Annotated in this window: 22 protein-coding genes; 14 read left to right on the forward strand and 8 right to left on the reverse strand. The window is 66.3% G+C overall.

What is annotated here, in order from left to right; translation table 11 throughout:
* The first annotated feature begins 6 nt into the window (after positions 1-6).
* The 6 genes from modC (at position 7) to ACSQ3O_RS20695 (ending at position 4,985) form a co-directional block, all read left to right on the forward strand.
* Positions 7-1,104: a molybdenum ABC transporter ATP-binding protein gene (gene modC / locus ACSQ3O_RS20670; protein WP_436140309.1), complete on the forward strand. Its 1,098-nt coding sequence runs from the start codon at positions 7-9 to the stop codon at positions 1,102-1,104.
* A 170-nt stretch (positions 1,105-1,274) separates the two neighbouring features.
* Entirely contained in the window at positions 1,275-2,402 is a 1,128-nt protein-coding gene (locus ACSQ3O_RS20675; protein WP_436140310.1) for a saccharopine dehydrogenase NADP-binding domain-containing protein, read from the forward strand.
* Positions 2,399-2,665, forward strand: coding sequence for a hypothetical protein (locus tag ACSQ3O_RS20680; RefSeq protein WP_436140311.1), 267 nt, complete (start codon positions 2,399-2,401; stop codon positions 2,663-2,665). Before ACSQ3O_RS20675 ends, ACSQ3O_RS20680 begins: the two co-directional genes overlap by 4 nt.
* Positions 2,662-2,796, forward strand: coding sequence for a DoxX-like family protein (locus tag ACSQ3O_RS20685; RefSeq protein WP_436140312.1), 135 nt, complete (start codon positions 2,662-2,664; stop codon positions 2,794-2,796). The genes ACSQ3O_RS20680 and ACSQ3O_RS20685 overlap by 4 nt, the downstream gene beginning before the upstream one ends.
* On the forward strand, positions 2,793-3,269 hold the full coding sequence (locus ACSQ3O_RS20690; protein WP_436140313.1) for a DUF2269 family protein: 477 nt from the start codon (positions 2,793-2,795) through the stop codon (positions 3,267-3,269). The genes ACSQ3O_RS20685 and ACSQ3O_RS20690 overlap by 4 nt, the downstream gene beginning before the upstream one ends.
* 15 nt (positions 3,270-3,284) lie before the next feature.
* The gene (locus tag ACSQ3O_RS20695) at positions 3,285-4,985 is read left to right on the forward strand and encodes an ABC1 kinase family protein (protein WP_436140314.1); all 1,701 of its coding nucleotides are present in this window, start codon (positions 3,285-3,287) and stop codon (positions 4,983-4,985) included.
* Between the two features lie 140 nt (positions 4,986-5,125).
* Here ACSQ3O_RS20695 and ACSQ3O_RS20700 read toward each other — a convergent pair whose 3' ends face one another.
* From ACSQ3O_RS20700 to ACSQ3O_RS20715, 4 genes are read right to left on the reverse strand one after another with little or no spacing between them, the layout of a single operon-like run.
* Complete coding sequence (locus ACSQ3O_RS20700) at positions 5,126-5,950, reverse strand: molybdate ABC transporter substrate-binding protein (protein WP_436140315.1); 825 nt, start codon at positions 5,948-5,950, stop codon at positions 5,126-5,128.
* A gap of 9 nt (positions 5,951-5,959) precedes the next feature.
* Positions 5,960-6,790: an extracellular solute-binding protein gene (locus ACSQ3O_RS20705; RefSeq protein WP_436141156.1), complete on the reverse strand. Its 831-nt coding sequence runs from the start codon at positions 6,788-6,790 to the stop codon at positions 5,960-5,962.
* A gap of 5 nt (positions 6,791-6,795) precedes the next feature.
* Entirely contained in the window at positions 6,796-7,524 is a 729-nt protein-coding gene (locus ACSQ3O_RS20710; protein WP_298456322.1) for an ABC transporter ATP-binding protein, read from the reverse strand.
* Positions 7,521-8,258: an ABC transporter permease gene (locus ACSQ3O_RS20715; RefSeq protein ID WP_137745265.1), complete on the reverse strand. Its 738-nt coding sequence runs from the start codon at positions 8,256-8,258 to the stop codon at positions 7,521-7,523. Before ACSQ3O_RS20715 ends, ACSQ3O_RS20710 begins: the two co-directional genes overlap by 4 nt.
* 50 nt (positions 8,259-8,308) lie before the next feature.
* Between ACSQ3O_RS20715 and ACSQ3O_RS20720 the strand changes: the two genes are divergently transcribed.
* The 3 genes from ACSQ3O_RS20720 (at position 8,309) to ACSQ3O_RS20730 (ending at position 12,034) form a co-directional block, all read left to right on the forward strand.
* Positions 8,309-9,433: a substrate-binding domain-containing protein gene (locus tag ACSQ3O_RS20720; protein ID WP_436140316.1), complete on the forward strand. Its 1,125-nt coding sequence runs from the start codon at positions 8,309-8,311 to the stop codon at positions 9,431-9,433.
* 181 nt (positions 9,434-9,614) lie between these two features.
* Positions 9,615-10,235 (forward strand): TRAP transporter small permease subunit, encoded by a 621-nt coding sequence (locus ACSQ3O_RS20725; protein ID WP_436140317.1) that lies wholly within the window; start codon positions 9,615-9,617, stop codon positions 10,233-10,235.
* Between the two features lie 14 nt (positions 10,236-10,249).
* Entirely contained in the window at positions 10,250-12,034 is a 1,785-nt protein-coding gene (locus tag ACSQ3O_RS20730) for a TRAP transporter large permease (RefSeq protein ID WP_298456328.1), read from the forward strand.
* 603 nt (positions 12,035-12,637) lie between these two features.
* On the opposite strand, the gene ACSQ3O_RS20735 is transcribed toward ACSQ3O_RS20730, so the two are convergent.
* The 4 genes from ACSQ3O_RS20735 to xseB all read right to left on the reverse strand — a co-directional run bounded on the left by ACSQ3O_RS20735 (position 12,638) and on the right by xseB (position 17,122).
* On the reverse strand, positions 12,638-13,720 hold the full coding sequence (locus tag ACSQ3O_RS20735; RefSeq protein ID WP_063462656.1) for a TRAP transporter substrate-binding protein: 1,083 nt from the start codon (positions 13,718-13,720) through the stop codon (positions 12,638-12,640).
* Between the two features lie 250 nt (positions 13,721-13,970).
* Entirely contained in the window at positions 13,971-15,863 is a 1,893-nt protein-coding gene (gene dxs, locus ACSQ3O_RS20740) for a 1-deoxy-D-xylulose-5-phosphate synthase (protein WP_436140318.1), read from the reverse strand.
* A gap of 66 nt (positions 15,864-15,929) precedes the next feature.
* Positions 15,930-16,850, reverse strand: coding sequence for a polyprenyl synthetase family protein (locus ACSQ3O_RS20745; RefSeq protein ID WP_436140319.1), 921 nt, complete (start codon positions 16,848-16,850; stop codon positions 15,930-15,932).
* A 29-nt stretch (positions 16,851-16,879) separates the two neighbouring features.
* On the reverse strand, positions 16,880-17,122 hold the full coding sequence (xseB, locus tag ACSQ3O_RS20750) for an exodeoxyribonuclease VII small subunit (protein ID WP_436140320.1): 243 nt from the start codon (positions 17,120-17,122) through the stop codon (positions 16,880-16,882).
* Positions 17,123-17,444: 322 nt separating this feature from the next.
* Here xseB and ACSQ3O_RS20755 point away from each other — a divergent pair, with 322 nt between their 5' ends.
* From ACSQ3O_RS20755 to flhC, 5 genes are all read left to right on the forward strand, one after another.
* The gene (locus ACSQ3O_RS20755) at positions 17,445-18,599 is read left to right on the forward strand and encodes an aromatic ring-hydroxylating oxygenase subunit alpha (protein WP_436140321.1); all 1,155 of its coding nucleotides are present in this window, start codon (positions 17,445-17,447) and stop codon (positions 18,597-18,599) included.
* A 140-nt stretch (positions 18,600-18,739) separates the two neighbouring features.
* Positions 18,740-19,651: a DMT family transporter gene (locus tag ACSQ3O_RS20760; protein WP_436140322.1), complete on the forward strand. Its 912-nt coding sequence runs from the start codon at positions 18,740-18,742 to the stop codon at positions 19,649-19,651.
* A 75-nt stretch (positions 19,652-19,726) separates the two neighbouring features.
* Entirely contained in the window at positions 19,727-20,626 is a 900-nt protein-coding gene (locus tag ACSQ3O_RS20765; RefSeq protein WP_436140323.1) for a sulfurtransferase, read from the forward strand.
* 317 nt (positions 20,627-20,943) lie between these two features.
* Positions 20,944-21,270 carry a flagellar transcriptional regulator FlhD gene (gene flhD / locus ACSQ3O_RS20770; RefSeq protein ID WP_008902803.1) on the forward strand — a complete coding sequence of 109 codons (327 nt, stop codon included), beginning with the start codon at positions 20,944-20,946 and terminating at the stop codon, positions 21,268-21,270.
* Between the two features lie 32 nt (positions 21,271-21,302).
* Entirely contained in the window at positions 21,303-21,854 is a 552-nt protein-coding gene (gene flhC / locus ACSQ3O_RS20775; protein ID WP_137745275.1) for a flagellar transcriptional regulator FlhC, read from the forward strand.
* Positions 21,855-21,904: the final 50 nt, after the last annotated feature.

The raw sequence follows: 21,904 nt of genomic DNA on the forward strand, positions 1-21,904 counted from the left end.
GCCGTGATGGAAACCGCACCACTCCTCCCCTCCATCGAGGCCCGCCTGCAGCTGGCGCGCCCAGGCTTCACGCTGGATGTCGATCTGCACCTGCCCGGGCGCGGCGTGACGGCGCTGTTTGGCCCCTCAGGCTGCGGCAAGACCACCTGCCTGCGCGCCATCGCCGGGCTCACGCGTGCCCAGCCGGGGCGTGTGATGGTCCACGGCGAGGTATGGCAGGACGACGCGCAAAAAATCTGGCTCGCCCCGCACGAACGGGGCCTGGGCTATGTGTTCCAGGAGGCCAGCCTGTTCGACCACCTGAACGTGCGCGGCAACATCACCTACGGCCTGAAGCGCACGCCGCCTGCGCGGCGCCAGGTGGCGCTGGAGCAGGCTGTGGAGCTGCTGGGCATTGGTCACCTGATGGAACGCAAGCCCCAGGCCCTGTCGGGCGGCGAGCGCCAGCGCGTGGCCATTGCACGCGCGCTGGCCACCAGCCCGCGCCTGCTGCTCATGGACGAGCCCCTGGCCGCGCTCGATGCGCAGCGCAAGGCCGAAGTCCTGCCCTATCTGGAGACGCTGCACCGCGCGCTCGACATCCCGGTGCTGTATGTGAGCCACGCCATCGACGAGGTCGCAAGGCTGGCAAGCCACATGGTGCTGATGCGCGAAGGCCGCGTGCTGGCCCAGGGCCCCACCAGCGAGCTGATCACCCGCCTGGACCTGCCCCTGGCCCATGGCGATGCAGCTGCCACGGTGATCGAAGGCACGGTGCAACGGCACGACGCGCACGACCACATCACCACCGTGGGGTTCAGTGGCGGGCAATTGCTGCTGGTCAGCCCCACAGCCCGCGCGCCAGGCGATGCACTGCGCCTGCGGGTGCAGGCCCGCGACGTGAGCCTGGCCCTGGCCGCGCCCGAAGACAGCAGCATCCTCAACATCCTGCCCGCCACCGTGGTGGCCCTGGCCGAAGACAGCCCGGGCCAGTGCATGGTGGCGCTGGATGCCGGGGCCACACGGCTGCTCGCGCGGGTCACCCAGCGGTCGGCCCAGGCATTGGCGCTGGCGCCGGGCCGGGTTGTTTTTGCACAGATCAAGGGCATTGCCATCGTGAACTGACCCCGCCCAAAACCCGTCCCCATCGACCGTATGATGCCCCGCAGACACACAGCACAAAAGGGGAGGACGGGGTGGCCATGGCATGGAAAAAACAATGCAGACGATCACTGACCGGTACGCACGCACGACTCCTTGACGGCATGCTGGCTCAGCAGCCAGGGACCTGAGCGATGGCGGCACTCACAACCCTGGTCCTGGGCGGCTACGGCAACTTTGGCGCACGCATCTGCCGCGCGCTGGCAGGCGACCCGGCCACCCACCACGGCATCGCGCTGCTGGTGGCAGGCCGCGATGCCACACGCGCCCGGGCCCTGGCGCACACACTGGGCCATGGCGCACAAGGCATCGCGCTGGACCACCAGGCGCCCGGCCTGGCCGACCGGCTGCGCGCGCTGGGCGTGGGCCTGGTGATCCACACGGCGGGCCCCTTCCAGGCCCAGGCCTATGGCGTGGCCCAGGCGGCAGCCGGGGCGGGCGCACACTACATCGACCTGGCCGACGGGCGCCGGTTTGTCTGTGACTTTCCAGCGGCGCTGCAGGTCACATTTGCGGCAGCCGGGCGCACCGCCGTCACCGGGGCCAGCACCGTGCCCGCGCTGTCGTCGGCCGTCATCGACCACCTGTGCGCAGGCTGGCAGCACATCGACAGCATTGACATCTGCATCGCCCCGGCGCAGCGCGCACCGCGCGGCGAAGCCACGCTGGCGGCCGTGCTGAGCTATTGCGGGCTGCCGATTCCCGTGTGGGAAGGCGGCCGCTGGCAAGCCCGGCGGGGCTGGGCTGCGCCCACACCGGTGCAGTTCCACCGCCTGCAGCCGCGCTTTGGGGCGGTGTGCGACATCCCGGACCTGGAAATTTTCCCGGCCCACTACCGGGTGCGCGACCGCGTCATGTTCCGCGCCGCGCTGGAAGTGGGCCTGGCGCAGCGCAGCTTCGCCACACTGGCCGCCCTGCGCCACTGGGGGCTGCTGCCCCACCCCGAAAAGCTGGCGGGGCTGCTGCACCGCACCGGCGGCGTGCTCGACGCCCTGGGCACTCCGCTGGGTGGCATGGTGGTGCGGGTGGCGGGCACGGGTGCCCAGGGCCAGCCGCGCCAGCGTGCGTGGCACATTGCGGCCGACCACGACCATGGCCCCGAGATCCCCTGCATGGCCGCCATCCTGCTGGCCCGCCAACTGGCCGCCGGGCAGCACCAGCCCACCGGCGCCCACACCAGCACGGGCCTGCTGCCCCTGGAGGCCTTCGCCCCCGAGTTTGCAAAGTGGGGCATGGTGACGGACATCGTGGAGGAGGCATGACGCCCGCAACCCATGCGCTGCTGCGCTGGAGCCTTGTCTTCGTCTGGCTGGCCACGGCCGTGGTGAGCGTGGTGGAGCTGAACGGCCAAAGCCGCGAACTGCTCGCGGGCTTGCCCAGCGGCTGGACCACGGGCAACGCCGCCTGGCTGCCCACGGCGATCATTCTGGCGGGCGCGGCAGCCGATGCCGTGCTAGGGCTGTGGCTGGCGTTGCGCCCCAGTCGCAGTGCTTACCTGGGCGCGCTGGTGCTGATGGGTCGATGACGCTGCTGGCCACCTTCATCCACCCCGCATGGTGGCTGCACCCGCTGGGCCCGCTGACCAAGAACCTGCCGATTGCAGCCATTTTGTGGGTGCTGCTGCAAGACACGACCAATCCCACGCCCGAGCCATGAGCCTTTACCTGATCCTGAAATGGCTGCACATCGTCTCCAGCGTGCTGCTGGTGGGTACCGGGCTGGGCTCGGCGTTCTACATGTTCTTCACCAACCGCAGCGGCAACGTGCAGGCGCAGGCCGTGGTCACACGCCTGGTGGTACGGGCGGACTGGTGGTTCACCACGCCCACGGTGCTCATCCAGCCAGCCACCGGGCTCGCCATGGCGGCCATGGCCGGGCTGCCCTGGAGCACACCGTGGCTCGCGGTGTCCATCGCGCTGTACCTCGTGGCCGGTGCCTGCTGGCTGCCCGTGGTCTGGCTGCAGCTGCGCATGCGCGACATGGCGGCATTGGCAGCCCAAGGGGACGGCGTGCTGCCCCCGCTGTACTGGCGTTATGCACGCTGGTGGGAGGCACTGGGCTACCCCGCCTTTGTGGCGATGGCCGTGGTCTTCTACATGATGGTGAACAAGCCCGCCCTGGGCGTCTGAACCTATGATGGCCCCATGCTCATCGAAACGCTGGACACGGCCCGCGACCTGGGGCGCCTGAAGGAAATCCTGGGCGTGATGGTGCGCCACGGGTTTGGCGACACCGTGCGCCGAATGGGTCTGGCCGACCGGCTGGAGCGTGCGGGCCAGGCACTGAACTGGACGCACGCCGCCGACCTGGCCCGTGTCGAGCCCCCCGTGCAGGTGCGGCTGGCGCTGGAAGAGCTGGGCCCGGCGTTCGTGAAGTTCGGCCAGATCCTCGCGGGCCGGGCGGACCTGTTCGGCCCCGAATGGATTGCCGAGTTCGAGAAGCTGCACAGCCAGGTGCCCGCCGTGCCCATCGACGCCCTGCGCCCGCAGTTGCGCGAAGACCTGGGCGCCGAGCCTGAAGAGGTGTTTGCCTGGTTCGACACCACCCCGCTGGCTGCTGCCTCCATCGCCCAGGTGCACCGCGCCCGCCTGCATGGTGGCACCGAGGTGGTGGTCAAGATCCGCCGCCCCGGCATTGCCGACACCATCCACGCCGACCTGCGCCTGCTGCAGCGCCTGGCTGCGCTCGCCGAGGCCGAGCTGCCCGCGCTCAAGCCCTACCGGCCCCAGCAGCTGGTGCGCGAGTTTGCGCGTTCGCTGCGCCGCGAACTGGACCTGGCAGGCGAATGCCGCCAGGCCGAGCGCATTGCGGCCAACATGGCCGAGGCACTGCCCCACATCGTGATTCCGCGTGTGCACTGGGCCTACACGCGCGAACGCATCAACGTGCAGGACTTCATCGACGGCACTCCGGGCGGCGCGCTGGCAGCGCTCACACCCGAGGCGGGTTTTGACCGCCGCTTGCTGGCGCAGCGGGGCGCGCAGGCGGTGATCAAGATGATTGTGGAAGACGGCCTGTTCCACGCCGATCCGCACCCGGGCAATGTGTTCTACCTGCCGGGCAACCGCATTGCCTTCATCGACTTCGGCATGGTGGGGCGGCTGTCGCAGCGCCGGCGCGACGAGCTGTTGCAGCTGCTGCTGGGCCTGGTGGAGCACCAGCCCCAGGCCGTGGCCGATGTGCTGCTGGACTGGACGGGCGACGCCCCGGGCCTGAACCTGGGCCAGCTCGAAACCGAGATCGAGGGCTTTGTGGACCAGTACCACGGCGTGCCGCTGGCGCAGCTCAGCCTGGGCCAGATGCTGGCCGATGTGAGCGCCATCCTGCGTGAGCACCGCCTGGGCCTGCCGCCCGACCTGGCCCTGCTGATCAAGGCCTTCATCTCCCTCGAAGGCATGGGCCGCAACCTGGACCCGGGCTTTCACATGGCCACCGAAACCCTGCCCGTGCTCCAGCAGGTGGTGCGCCACCGCTACCGCCCCGAAGCGCTGGCCGGGCGCGCCTGGACCGCCCTGCGGCGGGTGCTGACCACGGCGGAGCAGCTGCCGGACGACATCTCACGCCTGCTGCGCAATGCGCGGCGCGGGCATCTGCAGGTGGGCATCGAGCTGGCCCACCTCAAGCGCGTGGGCGACCAGATCGACCGCTCGGCCAACCGGCTGGCGATGGCGCTGGTGATTGCGGCGCTGATCATCGGCTCGTCCATCGTGATGACGGTGAAGGGCGGGCCCACGCTGTTCGGGCTGCCCGCGTTTGGTTTTCTGGGCTTCTTCGGCGCGGTGGTGTGTGGCCTGTGGCTGGTGCGCGCCATCTGGCGCAGCAGCCACCACCGGGACGATGACTGACGGCTGAGAAAGCGCAGGTGCTGCCGCGCCACGGCTCACCCATCTGAAAAAGCCACACACCGTGCCGCCCCACCAGGCGGGCAGACGCGGTGTGTGCACACAAAAATCGACGCAGAATCAACGCCCGCTGCGCGCGGTGGTCAGGGCGCCCCAAACCCCATGCGGCGCAGCACCGCCTGTGCCGCCGGTTGGCGCAGCGCCTCGGCAAACATCTGCGCTGCCCCTGGCGCATCGGCGCGCACCGTCAGGCCATAGGCCGCGCCCACCTGCAGCGCAGGCGGTAGCTGCACCACGCGCAGACGCGGCACCTCGGCCTGCGCGGCCACGGCATTGGTGCAGTAGGTCAGGAACACATCGGCCTGGCGCTGCTCCATCACCCAGGCATAGGTGCCCCGGCCTGCGGGCGGCTTGGGCGAATCCGCACCGCCCGTGAGCTTCAGGGCCTTGGCGTCCAGCTGCGCGTAGGCGCCCGGCTGCATCTTGTCGGCCTGGCGGAACAACGCCCAGGCGTAGTCGCCCGACGGGTCGGCCTTGGGGGTGGAGGTGCCCACGCGCACATCGCTGCGCAGCAGGGTGGCCAGCAGGGTGTCGGACGTGGCGCTGATCTGCTCGCTGGTCAAGGCACACAGTGCATTGCGTGTGAACACCACCGGGGCCGACCAACCGCCCCGGGCCGCCAGACGCTGGGGGTGGTCGGTGTCGGCCGAGGCAAACACCTGCGCGGGCTCGCCCTTTTCGATGCGCTCGCGCAGCAGGCCCGAGGCGCCAAAGGCCAGCGCCACTTTCTGGCCCGTGCGCGCTTCGTGGTCGCGGGCGATCTCGGTGAAGGCCTCGCGCAGGCTGCCTGCGGCGTGGACCAGCACAGGGGCTGTGTCAGCCACGGGCACCTTCGCAGGGCCTGCCGAACAACCGGCCAGGGCCCACGCGGCGACTGCAGCCGCAGCCACCAGGGAACGGCGTGCCATGGCGACCGCTCACTTCGCTGCGTTGGGGAAGAACAGCTGCTCCCCACCGATCTTGTAGCCCGCAATGGCCTGCTGGCCTGCGGGCGACACCACCCAGTCCACAAACTTCTGCGCGTCCTGTGTCTTCACATGCGGGTGCTTGGCAGGGTTGACCACCATCACGCCGTACTGGTTGAAAAGCTTGGTGTCGCCCTCGACCAGGATGGCCAGGTCGGCACGGTTCTTGAAGTTGAGCCAGGTGCCCCGGTCGGCCAGCACGTAAGCGTTGCTCGACGCGGCGATGTTGAGCGCAGGCCCCATGCCACAGCCGCATTCCTTGTAGCCGCTGCCCTTGGCTGCGTCAGCGCCCGCGAGCTTCCAGTAACGCAGCTCGGCCGCGTGGGTGCCGCTCTTGTCGCCACGCGAGACAAAGTTGCCGTTGGCCGTGGCCAGCTTCTGCAGCGCCGCCACGATGTCCTTGCCCTTGGTGCCCACTGGGTCGTCCTTGGGGCCGATCAGGATGAAGTCGTTGTACATCACAGGGTAGCGCTTCACGCCCCAGCCGTCGGCCACAAACTTCTCTTCGGCCACCTGGTCGTGCACAAACAGCACGTCGGCATCGCCGCGCCGTGCCATGTCGAGCGCCTGGCCGGTGCCCAGGGCCACCACCTTCACATCCAGGCCGCTGGCCTTTTTGAACTCGGGCATCAAGTGGCCAAACAGGCCCGACTGCTCGGTGGACGTGGTGGACGCCATCGTGATGTTCTGCGCCGATGCAGTGCCACTCGCTACAAAAACAGTAGCTATCAGCGCATACTGGACGCGCGCAAGAGGCTTAAAAACCTTGAAATTTTCCGTCATCGACATCATCCCAGTTCTCCTTTGACAAACAAACGGGCAGCCTCCGGCAGGGGGCCGTTGAAAAAATCGTGTACGGGCAGGTCGGCCACCAGGCGGCCGTGCTCCAGGTAGATCACGCGGCTGGCCAGGCGCTTGACCTGGCCCAGGTTGTGGCTGCTGAACACCATGGTCACCGGGTGGGCCGGGCCTGCGGCGCCGTGGCTGGCGGCAAAGTCGGCCATCAGGGCCTCAACCTCGCGCTTGGCATGCGGGTCGAGGCTGGCGGTGGGTTCGTCCAGCAGCAGCACATCGGGCCGCAGGGCCCAGGCGCGGGCCAGCGCCACGCGCTGCTGCTGGCCGCCCGACAGCGTGCGGGCGTTCTGCGCGGCAATGTCCTGCAGGCCCACGCGCTGCAGCGCCGTGAGCGCCTGAAGCCGCGCATCGCGCCAGCGCATGCCACGCAACCACAGGCCCAGCGCCACGTTGTTCTGCGCGCTGGTGCGCAGCATGTGCGGGCGCTGGAACAGCATGGCCTGGCGCAGCGTGGCATCGCAGTGCAGGCCGCCCGCCTGGGTGCCCGCCAGACCATTGAGCAAACGCAGCAAGGTGCTTTTGCCACTGCCGTTGGCGCCCACCAGCGCCACGCGCTCGCCGGGGGTGATGCGCAGCGTGACCTGTTCGAGCGCGGGCACGCGGCCATAGCGCACCGTCACCTGGCGCAGTTCGGCCCAGGGGGTGTCTGGCAAGCCGCTCATGCAGCCACCCCCACCGAGGTGCCGGATGCCGAGCCATCCACCCGCTCGCGCCAGCGGCGCAGCAGCGCAATCAGCACATTGAGCGCCAGCACCACGGCCAGCAGGATGATGCCCAGCGCCAGCGCCAGCGGCAGGTCGCCCTTGCTGGTCTCCAGCGCGATGGCGGTGGTCATCACACGCGTGAAGCCGTCGATGTTGCCGCCCACGATCATCACCGCACCCACCTCGGAAATGGCGCGGCCAAACGATGCGAGCAGCACTGTGAGCAAGGCATAGCGCTCGTCCCAGGCCAGCAGCAGCGCCCGCACCAACGGGCCCGCGCCCATGGACCGCAACTGCTCGCCATGCGCGCGTTCGGCGTCTTCCACCACCTGGCGCGTGAGCGCCGTGACCACAGGCAGCACCAGGATGGCCTGCGCCAGCACCATGGCCTTGAAACTGAACAACCAGCCCAGCGACCCCAGCGGCCCGCTGCGCGACAGAACCAGGTAAACCACCAGCCCCACCACCACCGAGGGCACGGCCAGCAGGGTGTTGAGCACCGCCAGTGCCGCCCCGCGCCCCGTGAAGCGGGCCACGCCCAGCCAGGCGCCCAGCACCAGGCCCGCACCACACGCCAACAGGCATGCGGTGGCGCTGACGGACAGGGATCGGCCCACGATGGTCCAGAGGACGGGGTCGGAGGAGAGGGTGAGCTGCAGCGCTGTGACCGCGCTTTCGGTGAGGGTAGACATGGGTTCGGCTATCGTAGGCACCCATCCAATATCCAGCGATATGAACGTCCGTGCATAGGGTCCAACTTCACTACACACTCAGCAAGGATGCAGGCAACGCCCTCATCCGCAACCCGCTGCCCGAGCTGCTGCAGGCCGTGGCAGAACACGGATCCATCTCTGGCGCTGCACGCGCGCTGGACCTCTCGTACCGCCATGTCTGGGGCGCGCTCAAGCGCTGGGAGGACCAACTGGGCGGCGAGCTGATCATCTGGGGCAAGGGCCAGTCGGCCCAACTCAGCGAGTTTGGCGCCAAGCTGCTGTGGGCCGAGCGCCAGGCCCAGGCCCGGTTGGCTCCGCAGATTGCCGCCCTGAACGCCGACCTGGAGCGCGCGTTTGCCGTGGCCTTCGACCCCAACGCCCATGTGCTCACCCTGTACGCCAGCCACGACGACGCCCTGGTGGCACTGCGCACACACGCCGCACAGGCCGATACAGGGGCGCTGCACCTGGATATCCGCTTCACCGGCAGCGTGGACGCGATCCGCGCACTGAACGAGGGGCGCTGCACGCTCGCAGGCTTCCACACGGTGGACAAGGCCGGGGCCGACTCGCTCACCGCCCAGACCTACCAGCCCCTGCTGCAGCCGGGCCTGCACAAGATCATCGGCTTTGCGCAGCGCACGCAGGGCCTCATCGTCGCGCCAGGCAACCCACTGGCGCTGCAGAGCCTGCAAGACGTGGCCCGCACCGGCGCCCGCTTTTTGAACCGCCCTCTGGGCACGGGCACGCGGGTGCTGCTGGACGACCTGCTCGCGCAGGCGGGGCTGGAGCCGGCCCGCATCCTGGGCTACGAACTCAACGAGCCCTCCCACACCGCCATTGCCCAGGCCGTGGCCGCCGGGGCGGCCGATGTGGGCATGGGCATCGAGGTGGCGGCGCGTGCGCGCGGGCTGGATTTTGTGCCGCTGGTGCACGAGCGCTATCACCTGGCCTGCCTGAAAGCCAGCCTGGACCAGCCCGCCACGCTGGCCCTGCGCACCCTGCTGCAAACCGCCGAATGGCTGGCGCAGATGGCCACCCTGCCCGGCTACAGCCCCCTGCGCTGCGGCGAGGTGCTGGCCATGAGCCGGGTGCTGCCCTGGTGGGAGTTCACGCGCAAAAAACGCGCTCCGACATCTAGGAAGAAACCCTAATTGCTCCACTTTTGATAGCTAAAGAACAAGAGCCTGCTGCGGGATAACACCGTCACGCATCCGTCAGCCTGGGCCTACAGTGCTCCGTAGAATCGCGCCGTTGTAAAAGTTTGTCGGGCCGCTGCGCCCACCTGCGCGCAGCCCGGCATATCGCATGCACAGCCTTTTTATTGGAGACACCATGCAGGCTCTACTGAAGTTATCAAGGGGGATCGACTGGCTTAACACCCAGGTCGGTAAATACGTGGTCTGGCTGATTCTGGCCTCCACGATCATCAGCGGCGTGAACGCCGTGGTGCGCAAAGCGTTCAACATCAGCTCCAACGCCTTCCTGGAAGTGCAGTGGTACCTGTTTGCCGCTTCGTTCCTGCTGGCAGCGGGTTACACGCTGCTGCAGGGCGAGCATGTGAAGGTGGACGTGATCTCCAGCCGCTTTTCCAAGCGCACCCAGATCTGGATCGACGTGTTTGGCTACATCGCCTTCCTCACGCCCATGTGCCTGGCCGTGCTCTGGTATGGCATTCCCTTCTTCACCCGCGCGCTGGCGTCGGGCGAAATGTCGAACAACGCGGGGGGCCTGATCCGCTGGCCCGTCTACCTGATGATGCCGCTGGGCTTTGCGCTGCTGTGGCTGCAGGGCATCTCCGAGCTGATCAAGCGCCTGGGCTTCCTCCAGGGCCTGATCGAAGACCCCACGGTCAAGAAAGTGGAAAAAACCGCCGAGGAAGAACTCGCCGAATCGATCCGCAACCTGGCTGAAGCCGCCAAGGGCAACGGCAAGAACAAGACCGAGGCCGTCTGAGCGGAGCACACACCATGGAATTCATTGCACACAACCTCGCCCCGATCATGTTCGCGGGGCTCATCTGCTTCTTGCTGGTCGGCTTCCCGGTCGCCTTCAGCCTGGGTGCCTGCGGCCTGTTCTTCGCATTCATCGGCATCGAGCTGAATGTATTGCCCGAGGCCCTGCTGCAAGCCGTGCCGCTGCGCATCTTCGGCATCATGCAGAACGACACCCTGCTGGCCATTCCGTTCTTCACGCTCATGGGGCTCATATTGGAGCGAAGCGGGATGGCGGAAGACCTGCTGGACACCATCGGTCAGCTGTTCGGTCCCATCCGTGGTGGCCTGGCACTGGCCGTGATCTTCGTGGGCGCGCTGCTGGCAGCCACCACGGGCGTGGTGGCCGCTTCGGTGATCTCGATGGGCCTGATCTCGCTGCCCATCATGCTGCGGTACGGCTATGACCGGCGGCTGGCCGCCGGGGTGATTGCAGCCTCCGGCACGCTGGCGCAGATCATTCCGCCCTCTCTGGTGCTGATCATCATTGCCGACCAGATGGGCCGCAGCGTGGGCGACATGTACAAGGGCGCCTTCCTGCCCGGCCTGATGCTCACCGGCTTCTATGCGCTATACGTCATCCTGCTGGCCATCTTCAAGCCCCAGTGGGTGCCTGCCATCCCCCCCGAAGCGCGCACACTCAAGGGTGACGACGGCAAGAGCGGCGTGCCTTCGCTGCTGGTGCTGACCGGCATCTGCGTGGCCGCTTCGATCTATGTCGCCAAAAACATGCCTGCCCTGCACGGCTGGTGGTCGGGCGAGGCTGTGGACAAGGTCGCGCTGGACGAGACCATCGTGGTCTCCATGTGCTTCGGTGTGGCCCTGGCCTTTGTGGCCGCCAGCATCAACAAGATCACCCGCATGGGCCTGCTCTCCCGCGTGGCAGAGCGCGTGACCTTTGTGCTGATCCCGCCGCTGCTGCTGATCTTCCTGGTGCTGGGCACCATCTTCCTGGGTGTGGCCACCCCCACCGAAGGCGGCGCCATGGGCGCACTGGGCGCCGGCATCATGGCCATCATCCGTGGCCGACTGACGCTGTCGCTGCTCAAGCAGGCCATCACCACCACCACCAAGCTGTCGTGTTTTGTGGTGTTCATCCTGGTGGGCGCCACCATCTTCGGTCTCACCTTCCAGGGTGTGGACGGCCCGCTGTGGGTGGAGCACCTGCTCACCGGCCTGCCTGGCGGCCAGCTCGGCTTCCTGATCGTCGTGAACATCATGGTGTTCTTCCTGGCGTTCTTCCTGGACTTCTTCGAGCTGTCCTTCATCGTGGTGCCTTTGCTGGCCCCCGTGGCCCACAAGCTGGGTATTGACCTGATCTGGTTCGGCGTGCTGCTGGCCGTGAACATGCAGACCTCGTTCATGCACCCCCCATTTGGCTTTGCGCTGTTCTACCTGCGCAGCGTGGCACCGGCCAAGGAGTACATGGACAAGGTCACCAAGAAGATGATTGCACCAGTGACCACGCCACAGATCTACTGGGGCGCCATTCCCTTCCTGTGCATCCAGCTGCTGATGGTGGGCCTGATCATTGCGTTCCCCGGCATCGTCTCCAGCGGTCTCGACAAGGAAGTGGTCTATGACCTCGACAAGGTGCGCATGGAAATGGAAGCCACCATGCCAGGCGAGGCAGCCGAAGCCGCAGACCCCACCGCAGGCATGGAGGGCGCCGCAGCAGCCCCCGGCAGCGACACGGCAGCGCCCGCAGCAGATGACCCACTGAAGGCCCTGCAAGACTCGATGGCCAACGATAAGAAGTGATGTGACACGGCTGCAGGGGCGGCAACACCCCTGAACAACAGCCTCTCACAAAGCTCCTTCAAAGCCCCGGCGGACGCCATCCGCCGGGGCTTTTTTCATGGCTGCACGCACAGGGACCGATCGAGGGCAGACCAGAAGCAGCCCCAGGCCACCCGTGGTGCGGAACACCCGGCACCCACAGAAGGCAGGCCCGGGCACCCTCCGATGTTTGTGTCCGCAACTCACCAGGCGGGGTCGTGGCGCAGTTGCAGGGACTCGGGAACGGGACTGTGGAGGACGTACCGACACGGCGGGCAAGGCAAGGGCCTGCGCAATGCCGACTGGCGCTTTTACAGCCCGCAGCAGAAGCTTCCGCCCCTCCATCCCGAGACATGCGCGGTTAGAAACACTGCCCCATCCCGCATGGCCGCCTTTAGCACGGCCGCTTCCCGCCATCGCCCCTCCGGCATCAGCAGCTCTGCAGCGGGAATATCACGCCACCCCGGGCACCGGGAACAAGACAAGCACTGTTGGCAAGGCCCAGGCACAAAAAAACCCGCCAGGCGAACCTGGCGGGTTGATCGTTGGAACCATGCGGCACGGGGCCGCAAGGACTCGCAGCGCTTAGACCTTCTGCGCGGACATGAAGGTGTCGTAACGGGCTTCGGCAAAGCGGAACCACAGGATCTGATCGCGCTGGAAAGTGCGCATGTCGGCGTAGATCTTCTTCCACTCGGGGCTCTTGGCGTCGTTCTCGGCGAACACTTCCATGGAGGCCTTGAAGGAGGCATCCATCACCGCCTGCGAGAACGGCAGCACCTTGGTCTTGGCAGCCACCAGTTGCTTGAGCGCCGTCGGGTTCAGTGCGTCGTACTTGGCCAGCATGTCGATGTGGGCCACATTGGTAGCGGCTTCGATGATGGCCTTGTTCTCAGCCGACAGGCCGTCAAACGCCTTCTGGTTGACGAAGAAGTCCACTTCAGGACCACCTTCCCACCAGCCGGGGTAGTAGTAGAAGGGAGCAACCTTGTTGAAGCCCAGCTTCTGGTCGTCGTAAGGACCCACCCACTCGGCAGCGTCCAGCGTGCCCTTTTCGAGGGCTTGGTAGATTTCACCGCCAGGGATGCTCTGGGGCACGGCACCCAACTTCTGCATCACTTCACCCACCAGACCGCCGCCCAGGCGCATCTTCATGCCCTTGAAATCGGCAGGCGACTTGATTTCCTTGCGGTACCAGCCACCCATCTGGGTGCCGGTGTTGCCGCCTGCAAAGCTGATGGCGTTGTAGTTCGCGTAGAACTCGTTCATCAGCTTGCGGCCGTTGCCATGCAGCATCCAGGCGTTCATCTGGCGGGCATTGAAGCCGAAGGGAATGGCCGAGCCCAGCGCGAAGGCGGGGTTCTTGCCATAGAAGTAGTAAGGCACGGTGTGGCACATCTCCACAGTGCCTTGCTGCACGCCGTCCATCACGCCGAAGGGAGGCATCAGCTCGCCACCTGCGTGCACGGAGATTTCAAACTTGCCACCGGACATGGCCTTGACGGCCTTGGAGAACACATCAGCGCCACCGTAGATGGTGTCCAGCGACTTGGGGAAGCTGGAAGCCAGACGCCAGCGGATGGCGGCCTGGGCGTGGACAGCAGGCGCAGCGCCCGCAGCCAGCACACCGGCGATGCCAGCGTGCTTGATGATTGAACGACGATCCATGAGGTTCTCTCCGATATATTGATTGCAAAACTTGGACTGCACGCGTTGTGCACGACAAGCCAAGGACTCGATTCGGCCGAGGCTCATTGTAGGAACATGCCCCGGGGGACTTTTGCGGGTTTTCCCGCGAAATCCGGCGCTGGCGATGCACCTTCAGGCTTCTGCAAGCATCCGCAAGGCAGCACGGAAAGGCGCGCCCGGCGACGCGCGAAACAACCACCGGGCTCCACCACCCGGCAGGCACGGACGGTCAGGCGGCGTGGCCGGGCAGGAAACGCGCCGCAATCGATGCGCGGATGCCTGCCGCATCCAGCCCTTGCAGCGACAGCAGCTTGGCGGGGTCACCGTGCTCGATGAACACATCGGGCAGGCCCAGTTGCAGCACGGGGCGCACGATGCCCATGGTGTTGAGCGCCTCGGTCACCGCGCTGCCAGCACCGCCCTGGATGGCACCCTCTTCCAGCGTGACCAGGGCATCGTGGCGCTCGGCCACATCGCGCAGCAGGGCCTCGTCGATGGGTTTGGCCCAGCGCATGTTGACCACCGTGGCATCGAGCGATTCAGCCGCCTCCAGCGCGGGGTACAGCAGGGTGCCAAACGAGAGGATGGCAATGCGCGGCGCCTTGGTGTCTGTGCCCTGGCACTCACGGCGGATCTCGCCCTTGCCGTACGGCAGGGCCTCCAGACCAGCCAGCGGCGCCACACCCGCGCCGCTGCCGCGCGGATAGCGCACGGCCACGGGGTGGTTCTGCTCGAAAGCGGCAGACAGCAGCTGGCGGCATTCGCGCTCGTCGGCCGGGCAGGCCATGCCCATGTTGGGGATGCAGCGCACGAAGGGGATGTCATACGCCCCCGCATGGGTGGCGCCATCAGCGCCGACCAGGCCCGCGCGGTCCAGCGCAAACACCACGGGCAGGTTCTGCAGGGCCACGTCGTGGATCAACTGGTCGTAGCCGCGCTGCAGGAAGGTGGAATAGATCGCCACCACGGGCTTGACGCCTTCGCAGGCCATGCCAGCCGCGAACGTGACGGCGTGCTGCTCGGCAATGCCCACGTCGTAGTAGCGGTCGGGGAAGCGCTTTTCAAACTCGACCATGCCCGAGCCCTCGCGCATGGCGGGCGTGATGCCCACCAGGCGCATGTCCTGCGCGGCCATGTCGCACAGCCACTGGCCAAACACCTGGGTGAAGGTCTGCTTGGGCGGCGTGGCGGGCTTGGTCAGGCCCACGCTGGGGTCGAATTTGCCGGGGCCATGGTAGGCAATGGGGTCGGCCTCGGCCAGCTTGTAGCCCTGGCCCTTTTTGGTGACCACATGCAGGAACTGCGGACCTTTGAGGCTCTTGATGTTTTCGAGCGTGGGAATCAGCGAATCGAGGTCGTGCCCGTCGATGGGGCCGATGTAGTTGAAGCCGAATTTTTCGAACAGCGTGGCGGGCACCACCATGCCCTTGGCCTGCTGCTCGAAGCGCTTGGCCAGCTCCAGCAGGGGCGGCACGGGCTTGAGCACGGTCTTGCCCACGTTCTTGGCGGCGGCGTAGAACTGGCCGCTCATGAGCTGCGCGAGATAGCGGTTGAGCGCGCCCACGGGCGGGCTGATCGACATGTCGTTGTCGTTGAGCACCACCAGCAGGTTGCAGTCGGCCACGCCCGCGTTGTTCAACGCTTCGAAGGCCATGCCTGCCGTCATGGCGCCATCGCCAATGATGGCCACCGCGTGGCGGTTTTCGCCCTTGCGCTTGGCGGCCAGGGCCATGCCCAGTGCGGCCGAGATACTGGTGCTGGAATGCGCCGTGCCAAAGGTGTCGTAGATGCTTTCAGCGCGCTGCGGAAAGCCCGAGATGCCGCCCAGCTGGCGCAGCGTGTGCATGCGCTCGCGCCGGCCGGTCAGGATCTTGTGCGGATAGGTCTGGTGGCCCACGTCCCACACCAGGCGGTCTTCCGGGGTGTTGAAGACATGGTGCAGGGCCACGGTCAGCTCCACTGTGCCCAGGTTGGAGCTGAGGTGGCCGCCGGTCTGGGAGACGCTGTGCACCACAAACTCGCGCAGCTCGGCAGCCAGCGCCTTGAGGTCGGCCCGCGCCAGCTGGCGCAGGTCTGCCGGGTCATTGATGGTCTGCAGCAGGGGGAATGAGGTCGTGGACATTTACTATTCTTTTAATAGCTACTAACGCATGATGGACAGGCGGTAGAGGCCAATTTTGTTCAAATTCTAGTAAGAGCGGCGCACCACCATGTCGGCCAACGCGGCCAGGGCGCGGGTGTCGGGCAAACCACTGCGCGCCAACGCGGCGTGGGCGTCGTGCAGCAGCTCCTGGGCATGCGCCTGGGCGCGCTCCAGGCCCAGCAACGAGACATAGGTGGGCTTGTCGGCGGCGGCATCCTTGCCAGCCGTCTTGCCCAGCGTGGCGGAATCGGCCACCACGTCCAGGATGTCGTCCACCACCTGGAACGCGAGACCCATGGCCGCACCGTAGTCGGACAGTGCCTGGTAGGCGTCGGGTGCCGCGTGGCCACACACGGCGCCCATGAGCACGCTGCCCTGCAGCAGCGCGCCGGTCTTGAGCCGGTGCATCTGGCGCAGCTGGTCTTCGGTCAGCGCCACGCCCACGCTGGCCAGGTCGATCGCCTGGCCACCCGCCATGCCAGCCGAGCCTGCGGCGCGCGCCAGCAGGCGGCACAGCGTGGCCTGCATGGCGGCTGGCACGGGGCTGTCGTCGGGGGTGAGTAACTCAAATGCAAAAGCCTGCAGCGCGTCGCCCGCCAGCAAGGCCTGGGCTTCGCCAAACTGCACATGCACCGTGGGCTTGCCCCGGCGCAGCACATCGTTGTCCATGCAGGGCATGTCGTCGTGCACGAGGGAATAGGCGTGGATCAGTTCCACCGCACAGGCGGCGCGCAGGGCCGCTTCGCCCGACACCTCCGCAGCAGGCGTGCCACTGCACACCGCCTCGTACGCGGCCAGCACCAGCAGCGGCCGCAGGCGCTTGCCGCCATCGAGCACGGCGTAGCGCATGGCATCGCCCAGCCCGGCAGGAGCGCAGTGGCCCACCCACCCGGACAGGGCCTGCTCCACACGGGCCAGGTGGTTCTGGCTCCAGGAGCTCACATCAAACAAAGGGAGATGACTCATCACTGCGGCGGTCGGCGCGGGCACTGCACTCATTCCTGGGTCCATGGTTGGAGCTGGCCATCGTCCAGCACCTTGATCTGGTCCTGCACGGCGGTGAGCCGCTGGCGGCAAAACGCCAGCAGCGCCGCGCCACGCTGGTAACCGGCCAGCATCTGGTCCAGCGGCAACTGCCCCGACTCGATGCGGCCCACAAGCTGCTCCAGCTCTTCCAGCGCCGCTTCGTAGCTGGCAGGTTCGGCGGGCGGCGCGGGGGTGGCAGGAGCCTTGGGCATGGGGGAGGCGGCAGAGCGCAGGTGAGAAAACCGGCCATTTTAGGCGCACCATCACGGCGCACAGACCGGAGCACGCCGAATGGATGCGGCGCCCCAGAACCCGCCCGGCAACCGCCAAAGGCACAGGACCAGCCAGCGCCTGTTTGACCTGCGTCTAGAACAAGGATTTCAATACACGTAGGGGGGGTGCGGGAATAACCCCACCGCCTATAATCCCATTCCCGTCGAGCCGGCTACCCACCCTAGCCGGTTTCTTTTTTCTGGATGCGCCATGGCGCACCTCCCGCACTTCCCTGTGGGGAGTCTTTAGGTCAGGTCACCCATGTCTGATTTAAGTCTTCAACTGCAGCAGGCCGCAAGCCAACTACCAGTTTCAAGCTACTTTGACGAAGCGCTGTTCCAGCGCGAGCTGGACACCATCTTCCAGCGCGGGCCCCGCTATGTGGGGCATCAATTGAGCGTGCCGAACCCCGGCGACTACTATGCACTGCCCCAGGAGGGCGAGGGCCGCGCCCTGGTGCGCAACGCCCAGGGCGGCATCGAGCTGGTCTCCAACGTCTGCCGCCACCGCCAGGCCGTCATGCTCAAGGGCAAGGGCTCGCTGTCGGGCCAGGGCAAAGGCCATGCCGGTGGCAACATCGTCTGCCCCCTGCACCGCTGGACCTACAGCCCCAAGGGCGAACTGCTGGGCGCGCCGCATTTTGCACACGACCCCTGCCTGGACCTGAACAACTACAAGCTGCGCGAGTGGAACGGCCTTCTGTTTGAAGACAACGGCTGCGACGTGGCTGCGGACCTGGCCCAGATGGGCCCGCGCGCCGACCTGGACTTTGGCGGCTACGTGCTCGACCACGTTGAGCTGCACGAGTGCAACTACAACTGGAAGACCTTCATCGAGGTCTATCTGGAGGACTACCACGTGGGGCCCTTCCACCCGGGCCTGGGCAGCTTCGTCACCTGCGACGACCTGCGCTGGGAGTTCGGCAAGAACTACTCGGTGCAGACCGTGGGCGTGGCCAACCGCCTGGGCAAGGCCGGCAGCCCCGTGTACGAGCGCTGGCACAAGGCGCTGCTGGACTACCGGGACGGCAAGCCACCACAGTACGGCGCCATCTGGCTCACGCTGTACCCACACATCATGGTGGAGTGGTACCCGCATGTGCTCACCGTGTCCACGCTGCACCCCATCAGCCCCACCAAAACGCTGAACATGGTGGAGTTCTACTACCCCGAGGAAATCGCCGCCTTCGAGCGCGAATTCGTCGAGGCGCAGAAGGCTGCCTACATGGAGACCTGCGTCGAGGACGACGAGATCGGCGAGCGCATGGACGCCGGCCGCAAGGCCCTGCTGGCGCGCGGCGACAATGAGGTCGGCCCCTACCAGAGCCCCATGGAAGATGGCATGCAGCACTTCCACGAGTGGTACCGCGAGGCCATGGGGAGCGACGCCACCAACACGGCTGCGGCAAAACGCTGAATACGGCGGCAAAACCCCGCCAATCCGTAGGCCCGCCGTGGCCTGCTCTCATTACAATAGCTGCCAGTGCTTAAAAAATAAGCGCTGGCAGCTATTTTCATTTCTGCGCCCCACGGCGCCCCTGAAGAGACCTCAACCCGATGCAAGCCCTCTGGATGGTGTTGGCCGCGTTCCTGTTCGCCAGCATGGGCGTGTGCGTGAAGATCGCATCGGACTTCTTCAACTCGGCCGAACTGGTGTGCTACCGGGGCCTGATCGGCATGTTCATCCTGTGGCTGCTGGCGCGTTCGCAAAAAGTGACGCTGGCCACGCAGTACCCGGGCATGCATGCCTGGCGCAGCCTGGTGGGCGTGACATCGCTCGGGGCCTGGTTCTTTGCCATCGCCCATCTGCCCCTGGCCACGGCCATGACGCTCAACTACATGAGCAGTGTGTGGATCGCAGCCTTTCTGATTGGGGGTACGTTGCTGGCCTGGCGCCCCTCTGCGGCCACCCCCCGCCCCGCCCTGCAAGGCCCGTTGGTGGTGACCGTGCTGGTCGGTTTTGTAGGCGTGGTGCTGATGCTGCGCCCCAGCCTGGACCAGAACCAGGCTTTTGCCGGATTGATCGGGCTGATGTCCGGCCTGACGGCAGCATTTGCCTACATGCAGGTGGTGGCGCTGTCGCGCATCGGCGAGCCCGAATCACGCACCGTTTTTTACTTTGCGGTGGGCTCGGCCGTGGCGGGCGGTGGCGCCCTGCTGTTCACGGGCACTTCGCCCTGGCCGGGCTGGCAGGCGCTGTGGCTGCTGCCCATCGGCATTCTGGCCGCCGGTGGCCAACTGTGCATGACCAAGGCCTATGCCAGCGCCAAGACCCAGCGCGGCACGCTGGTGGTGGCCAATCTGCAGTACTCGGGCATCGTGTTTGCGGGCCTCTACAGCGTGCTGCTGTTTGGCGACCAGATCCCGACCATCGGCTGGATTGGCATGGCCCTCATCGTGGGCAGCGGCATTGTGGCCACCATCCTGCGCGCCCGCGCGGCGCCCGGAGCCCCCGCAGAAGAACATTGATAAGAAGTGGCTGCACGAGGCCGCATGCGGCCAGACACAATGGGCCCCTCTTCCACCCCAGCCCTGGCACACACCATGACCTACACGACCCTCATCTCCGCCACCGAATTGCAGGCCCAGATCGACAGCGGCGCCCCCTTGATGGTGTTTGACTGCAGCTTTGACCTGATGCAGCCCGCGGCCGGAGCCCGGCAGTACGGAGAGAGCCACATCCCGGGTGCGGTGTACGCAGATCTCAACAACCACCTCAGCGCAAAACATGGCGCACCCGGCGCAGGCGGCACAGTCACCGCCCAGGAGGCCGACAAGCCCGCATCCGGCGGCCGCCACCCGCTGCCCAGCCGCGAGCGCTTTGCCATGTGGCTGTCCAGCGTGGGCTTTGCCAACCACATGCAGGCCGTGGTGTACGACCGCCAGGGCGCCAACTACTGCGGGCGGCTGTGGTGGATGCTCAAGTGGGCAGGCCATGACGCGGTGGCGGTGCTCGACGGCGGGCTGCAGGACTGGCAAGCGGCCGGGGGCCCCGTGCAGAGCGGTGAAGAGCCCGCACATTTCCAATCCAATTTCGAACTGGGCCAACCCCTGCGCAGGCTGGCCACGGCCAGTGACGTGCTGGCCGCCCTGCACAGCCCCCAGCAGAACGTGATCGATGCCAGGGCGGGCGCGCGCTACCGTGGCGAGGTAGAGCCTCTGGACCCGGTGGCAGGCCACATCCCGGGAGCACTCAACCGCCCGTTCACAGAGAACATCGGCAGCGACGGACGCTTCAAACCCGCAGCCACGCTGCGTGCTGAATTCGACACCCTGCTCGCAGGCCGCGACCCTGCCACCGTGGTGCACCAGTGCGGCAGCGGCGTGAGCGCCGTGCCCAATCTGCTGGCCATGGAAGTGGCCGGCCTGGGCTCCACGGCACTGTTTGCCGGCAGCTGGAGCGAGTGGTGCGCCGACCCTGCGCGACCTGTCGAAAAAGGCTGACCGGAGCCCAACCCGATCAGCGGCAGTTGCAAAAGCGCAAAAAAGATGGCTTTGCAGGCGCTATCAAAACCATGAGCAGAATTCAGGGCTCGCTGCCGAGCAACGCAGCAGGCGCGCGCCCCTGAAAAGCCAGCCAAGGCCTGATCGGCGTGTAAGGCAAATTCCTACACAGCCCACCGCAGAACCAGACACGCGGCACAGCCAAATCCCGACTTAATTTCTGATTGGGGCGGTTTCACAATCCATTTCAACGGATCACGCAAACCTGCAACCAGCAGGCAACGCAGGGTCCGGGAACTGGAACAAAGGAAGCCGCCATGACCAACGAACAACTCCTCGCCGAAATCCGCGAAGCCAACCTCACTTACCTGATGCTGGCACAGACCCTGATTCGCCAGGACAAGGCAGAAGCCGTGTTCCGCCTGGGCATGAACGAAGAGTCTGCCGATATTCTCGCTTCGCTGTCCGCAGCGCAAGTGATGAAACTGGCATCACGAAACACGCTTCTTTGCAGCTTCCGCGTGGATGACAACCTGGTGTGGAGCTTGCTGACCAACCATTCGGCCAAGAAGGTGGGCAACGAAGCCACCAACACACTGCACGCCAACATCCTGATGGCCAGCCGCGTGTCAGAAGTGCTCTGACCCAGAACCTTCATCCAGCCTGAAAGCCCGCCATGTCCACCTCCGCCAAAGCCCCAGCCAAGAGCGTTCTCAACGAATCCAAGCAGATCGAGCGCGCCGCCATGCTGATCCAGATGGGTGCCCGCATGCAGGTGCTGGAATCGGAAACCACGCTGTCGTATGAGCGCCTGATCCGCCTCTACAAGGAGATTGCAGGCAAGTCGCCATCCAAGGGCCAGCTGCCCTTCTCAACCGACTGGTTCCTGACCTGGCAGGAGAACATCCACAGCTCGCTGTTCCTGAACATCTACGAGTACCTGTCCAAGGGTGTGGACCTGGATTCTGTGGAATTGCTGACCAAGGCCTACCGGCTCTACAACGAGCAGGTCACCACGGCCGAGATCGAGCCTCTGCTGTCGTTCACCCGCGCCTGGCGCCTGGTGAAGTTTGTGGACGCCGGCATGCTGACACGCACCAAGTGCTCGCAGTGCAGCGGCCAGTTCGTGACCGAGCTGTACGAAAACCGCCATTTCACCTGCGGCCTCTGCAACCCGCCAGCGCGCGCAGGCAAGAGCAAGACGGCGGGTGCGTTGATGTTGCACTGAACCTGCGCCGTCCAGAAATCCAGAACCACCAGCACAGGTCGGGGTACCTG

The sequence above is a fragment of the Acidovorax sp. LjRoot74 genome (assembly GCF_964254355.1).
In the GTDB taxonomy this organism is placed as follows: domain Bacteria; phylum Pseudomonadota; class Gammaproteobacteria; order Burkholderiales; family Burkholderiaceae_C; genus Acidovorax.

Bases quoted from the DNA above. Each gene is read 5' to 3' on its own strand.
- ACSQ3O_RS20725 (WP_436140317.1), top strand. From the start codon at position 9,615: ATGCAGGCTCTACTGAAGTTATCAAGGGGGATCGACTGGCTTAACACC.
- ACSQ3O_RS20760 (WP_436140322.1), top strand. From the start codon at position 18,740: ATGCAAGCCCTCTGGATGGTGTTGGCCGCGTTCCTGTTCGCCAGCATG.
- ACSQ3O_RS20705 (WP_436141156.1), bottom strand. From the start codon at position 6,790: ATGACGGAAAATTTCAAGGTTTTTAAGCCTCTTGCGCGCGTCCAGTAT.
- modC (WP_436140309.1), top strand. From the start codon at position 7: ATGGAAACCGCACCACTCCTCCCCTCCATCGAGGCCCGCCTGCAGCTG.
- ACSQ3O_RS20755 (WP_436140321.1), top strand. From the start codon at position 17,445: ATGTCTGATTTAAGTCTTCAACTGCAGCAGGCCGCAAGCCAACTACCA.
- ACSQ3O_RS20765 (WP_436140323.1), top strand. From the start codon at position 19,727: ATGACCTACACGACCCTCATCTCCGCCACCGAATTGCAGGCCCAGATC.
- ACSQ3O_RS20700 (WP_436140315.1), bottom strand. From the start codon at position 5,950: ATGGCACGCCGTTCCCTGGTGGCTGCGGCTGCAGTCGCCGCGTGGGCC.
- flhC (WP_137745275.1), top strand. From the start codon at position 21,303: ATGTCCACCTCCGCCAAAGCCCCAGCCAAGAGCGTTCTCAACGAATCC.
- ACSQ3O_RS20730 (WP_298456328.1), top strand. From the start codon at position 10,250: ATGGAATTCATTGCACACAACCTCGCCCCGATCATGTTCGCGGGGCTC.
- ACSQ3O_RS20735 (WP_063462656.1), bottom strand. From the start codon at position 13,720: ATGGATCGTCGTTCAATCATCAAGCACGCTGGCATCGCCGGTGTGCTG.
- xseB (WP_436140320.1), bottom strand. From the start codon at position 17,122: ATGCCCAAGGCTCCTGCCACCCCCGCGCCGCCCGCCGAACCTGCCAGC.
- ACSQ3O_RS20745 (WP_436140319.1), bottom strand. From the start codon at position 16,850: ATGAGTCATCTCCCTTTGTTTGATGTGAGCTCCTGGAGCCAGAACCAC.
- ACSQ3O_RS20690 (WP_436140313.1), top strand. From the start codon at position 2,793: ATGAGCCTTTACCTGATCCTGAAATGGCTGCACATCGTCTCCAGCGTG.
- ACSQ3O_RS20680 (WP_436140311.1), top strand. From the start codon at position 2,399: ATGACGCCCGCAACCCATGCGCTGCTGCGCTGGAGCCTTGTCTTCGTC.
- ACSQ3O_RS20675 (WP_436140310.1), top strand. From the start codon at position 1,275: ATGGCGGCACTCACAACCCTGGTCCTGGGCGGCTACGGCAACTTTGGC.
- ACSQ3O_RS20715 (WP_137745265.1), bottom strand. From the start codon at position 8,258: ATGTCTACCCTCACCGAAAGCGCGGTCACAGCGCTGCAGCTCACCCTC.
- dxs (WP_436140318.1), bottom strand. From the start codon at position 15,863: ATGTCCACGACCTCATTCCCCCTGCTGCAGACCATCAATGACCCGGCA.
- ACSQ3O_RS20695 (WP_436140314.1), top strand. From the start codon at position 3,285: ATGCTCATCGAAACGCTGGACACGGCCCGCGACCTGGGGCGCCTGAAG.
- ACSQ3O_RS20710 (WP_298456322.1), bottom strand. From the start codon at position 7,524: ATGAGCGGCTTGCCAGACACCCCCTGGGCCGAACTGCGCCAGGTGACG.
- ACSQ3O_RS20685 (WP_436140312.1), top strand. From the start codon at position 2,662: ATGACGCTGCTGGCCACCTTCATCCACCCCGCATGGTGGCTGCACCCG.
- flhD (WP_008902803.1), top strand. From the start codon at position 20,944: ATGACCAACGAACAACTCCTCGCCGAAATCCGCGAAGCCAACCTCACT.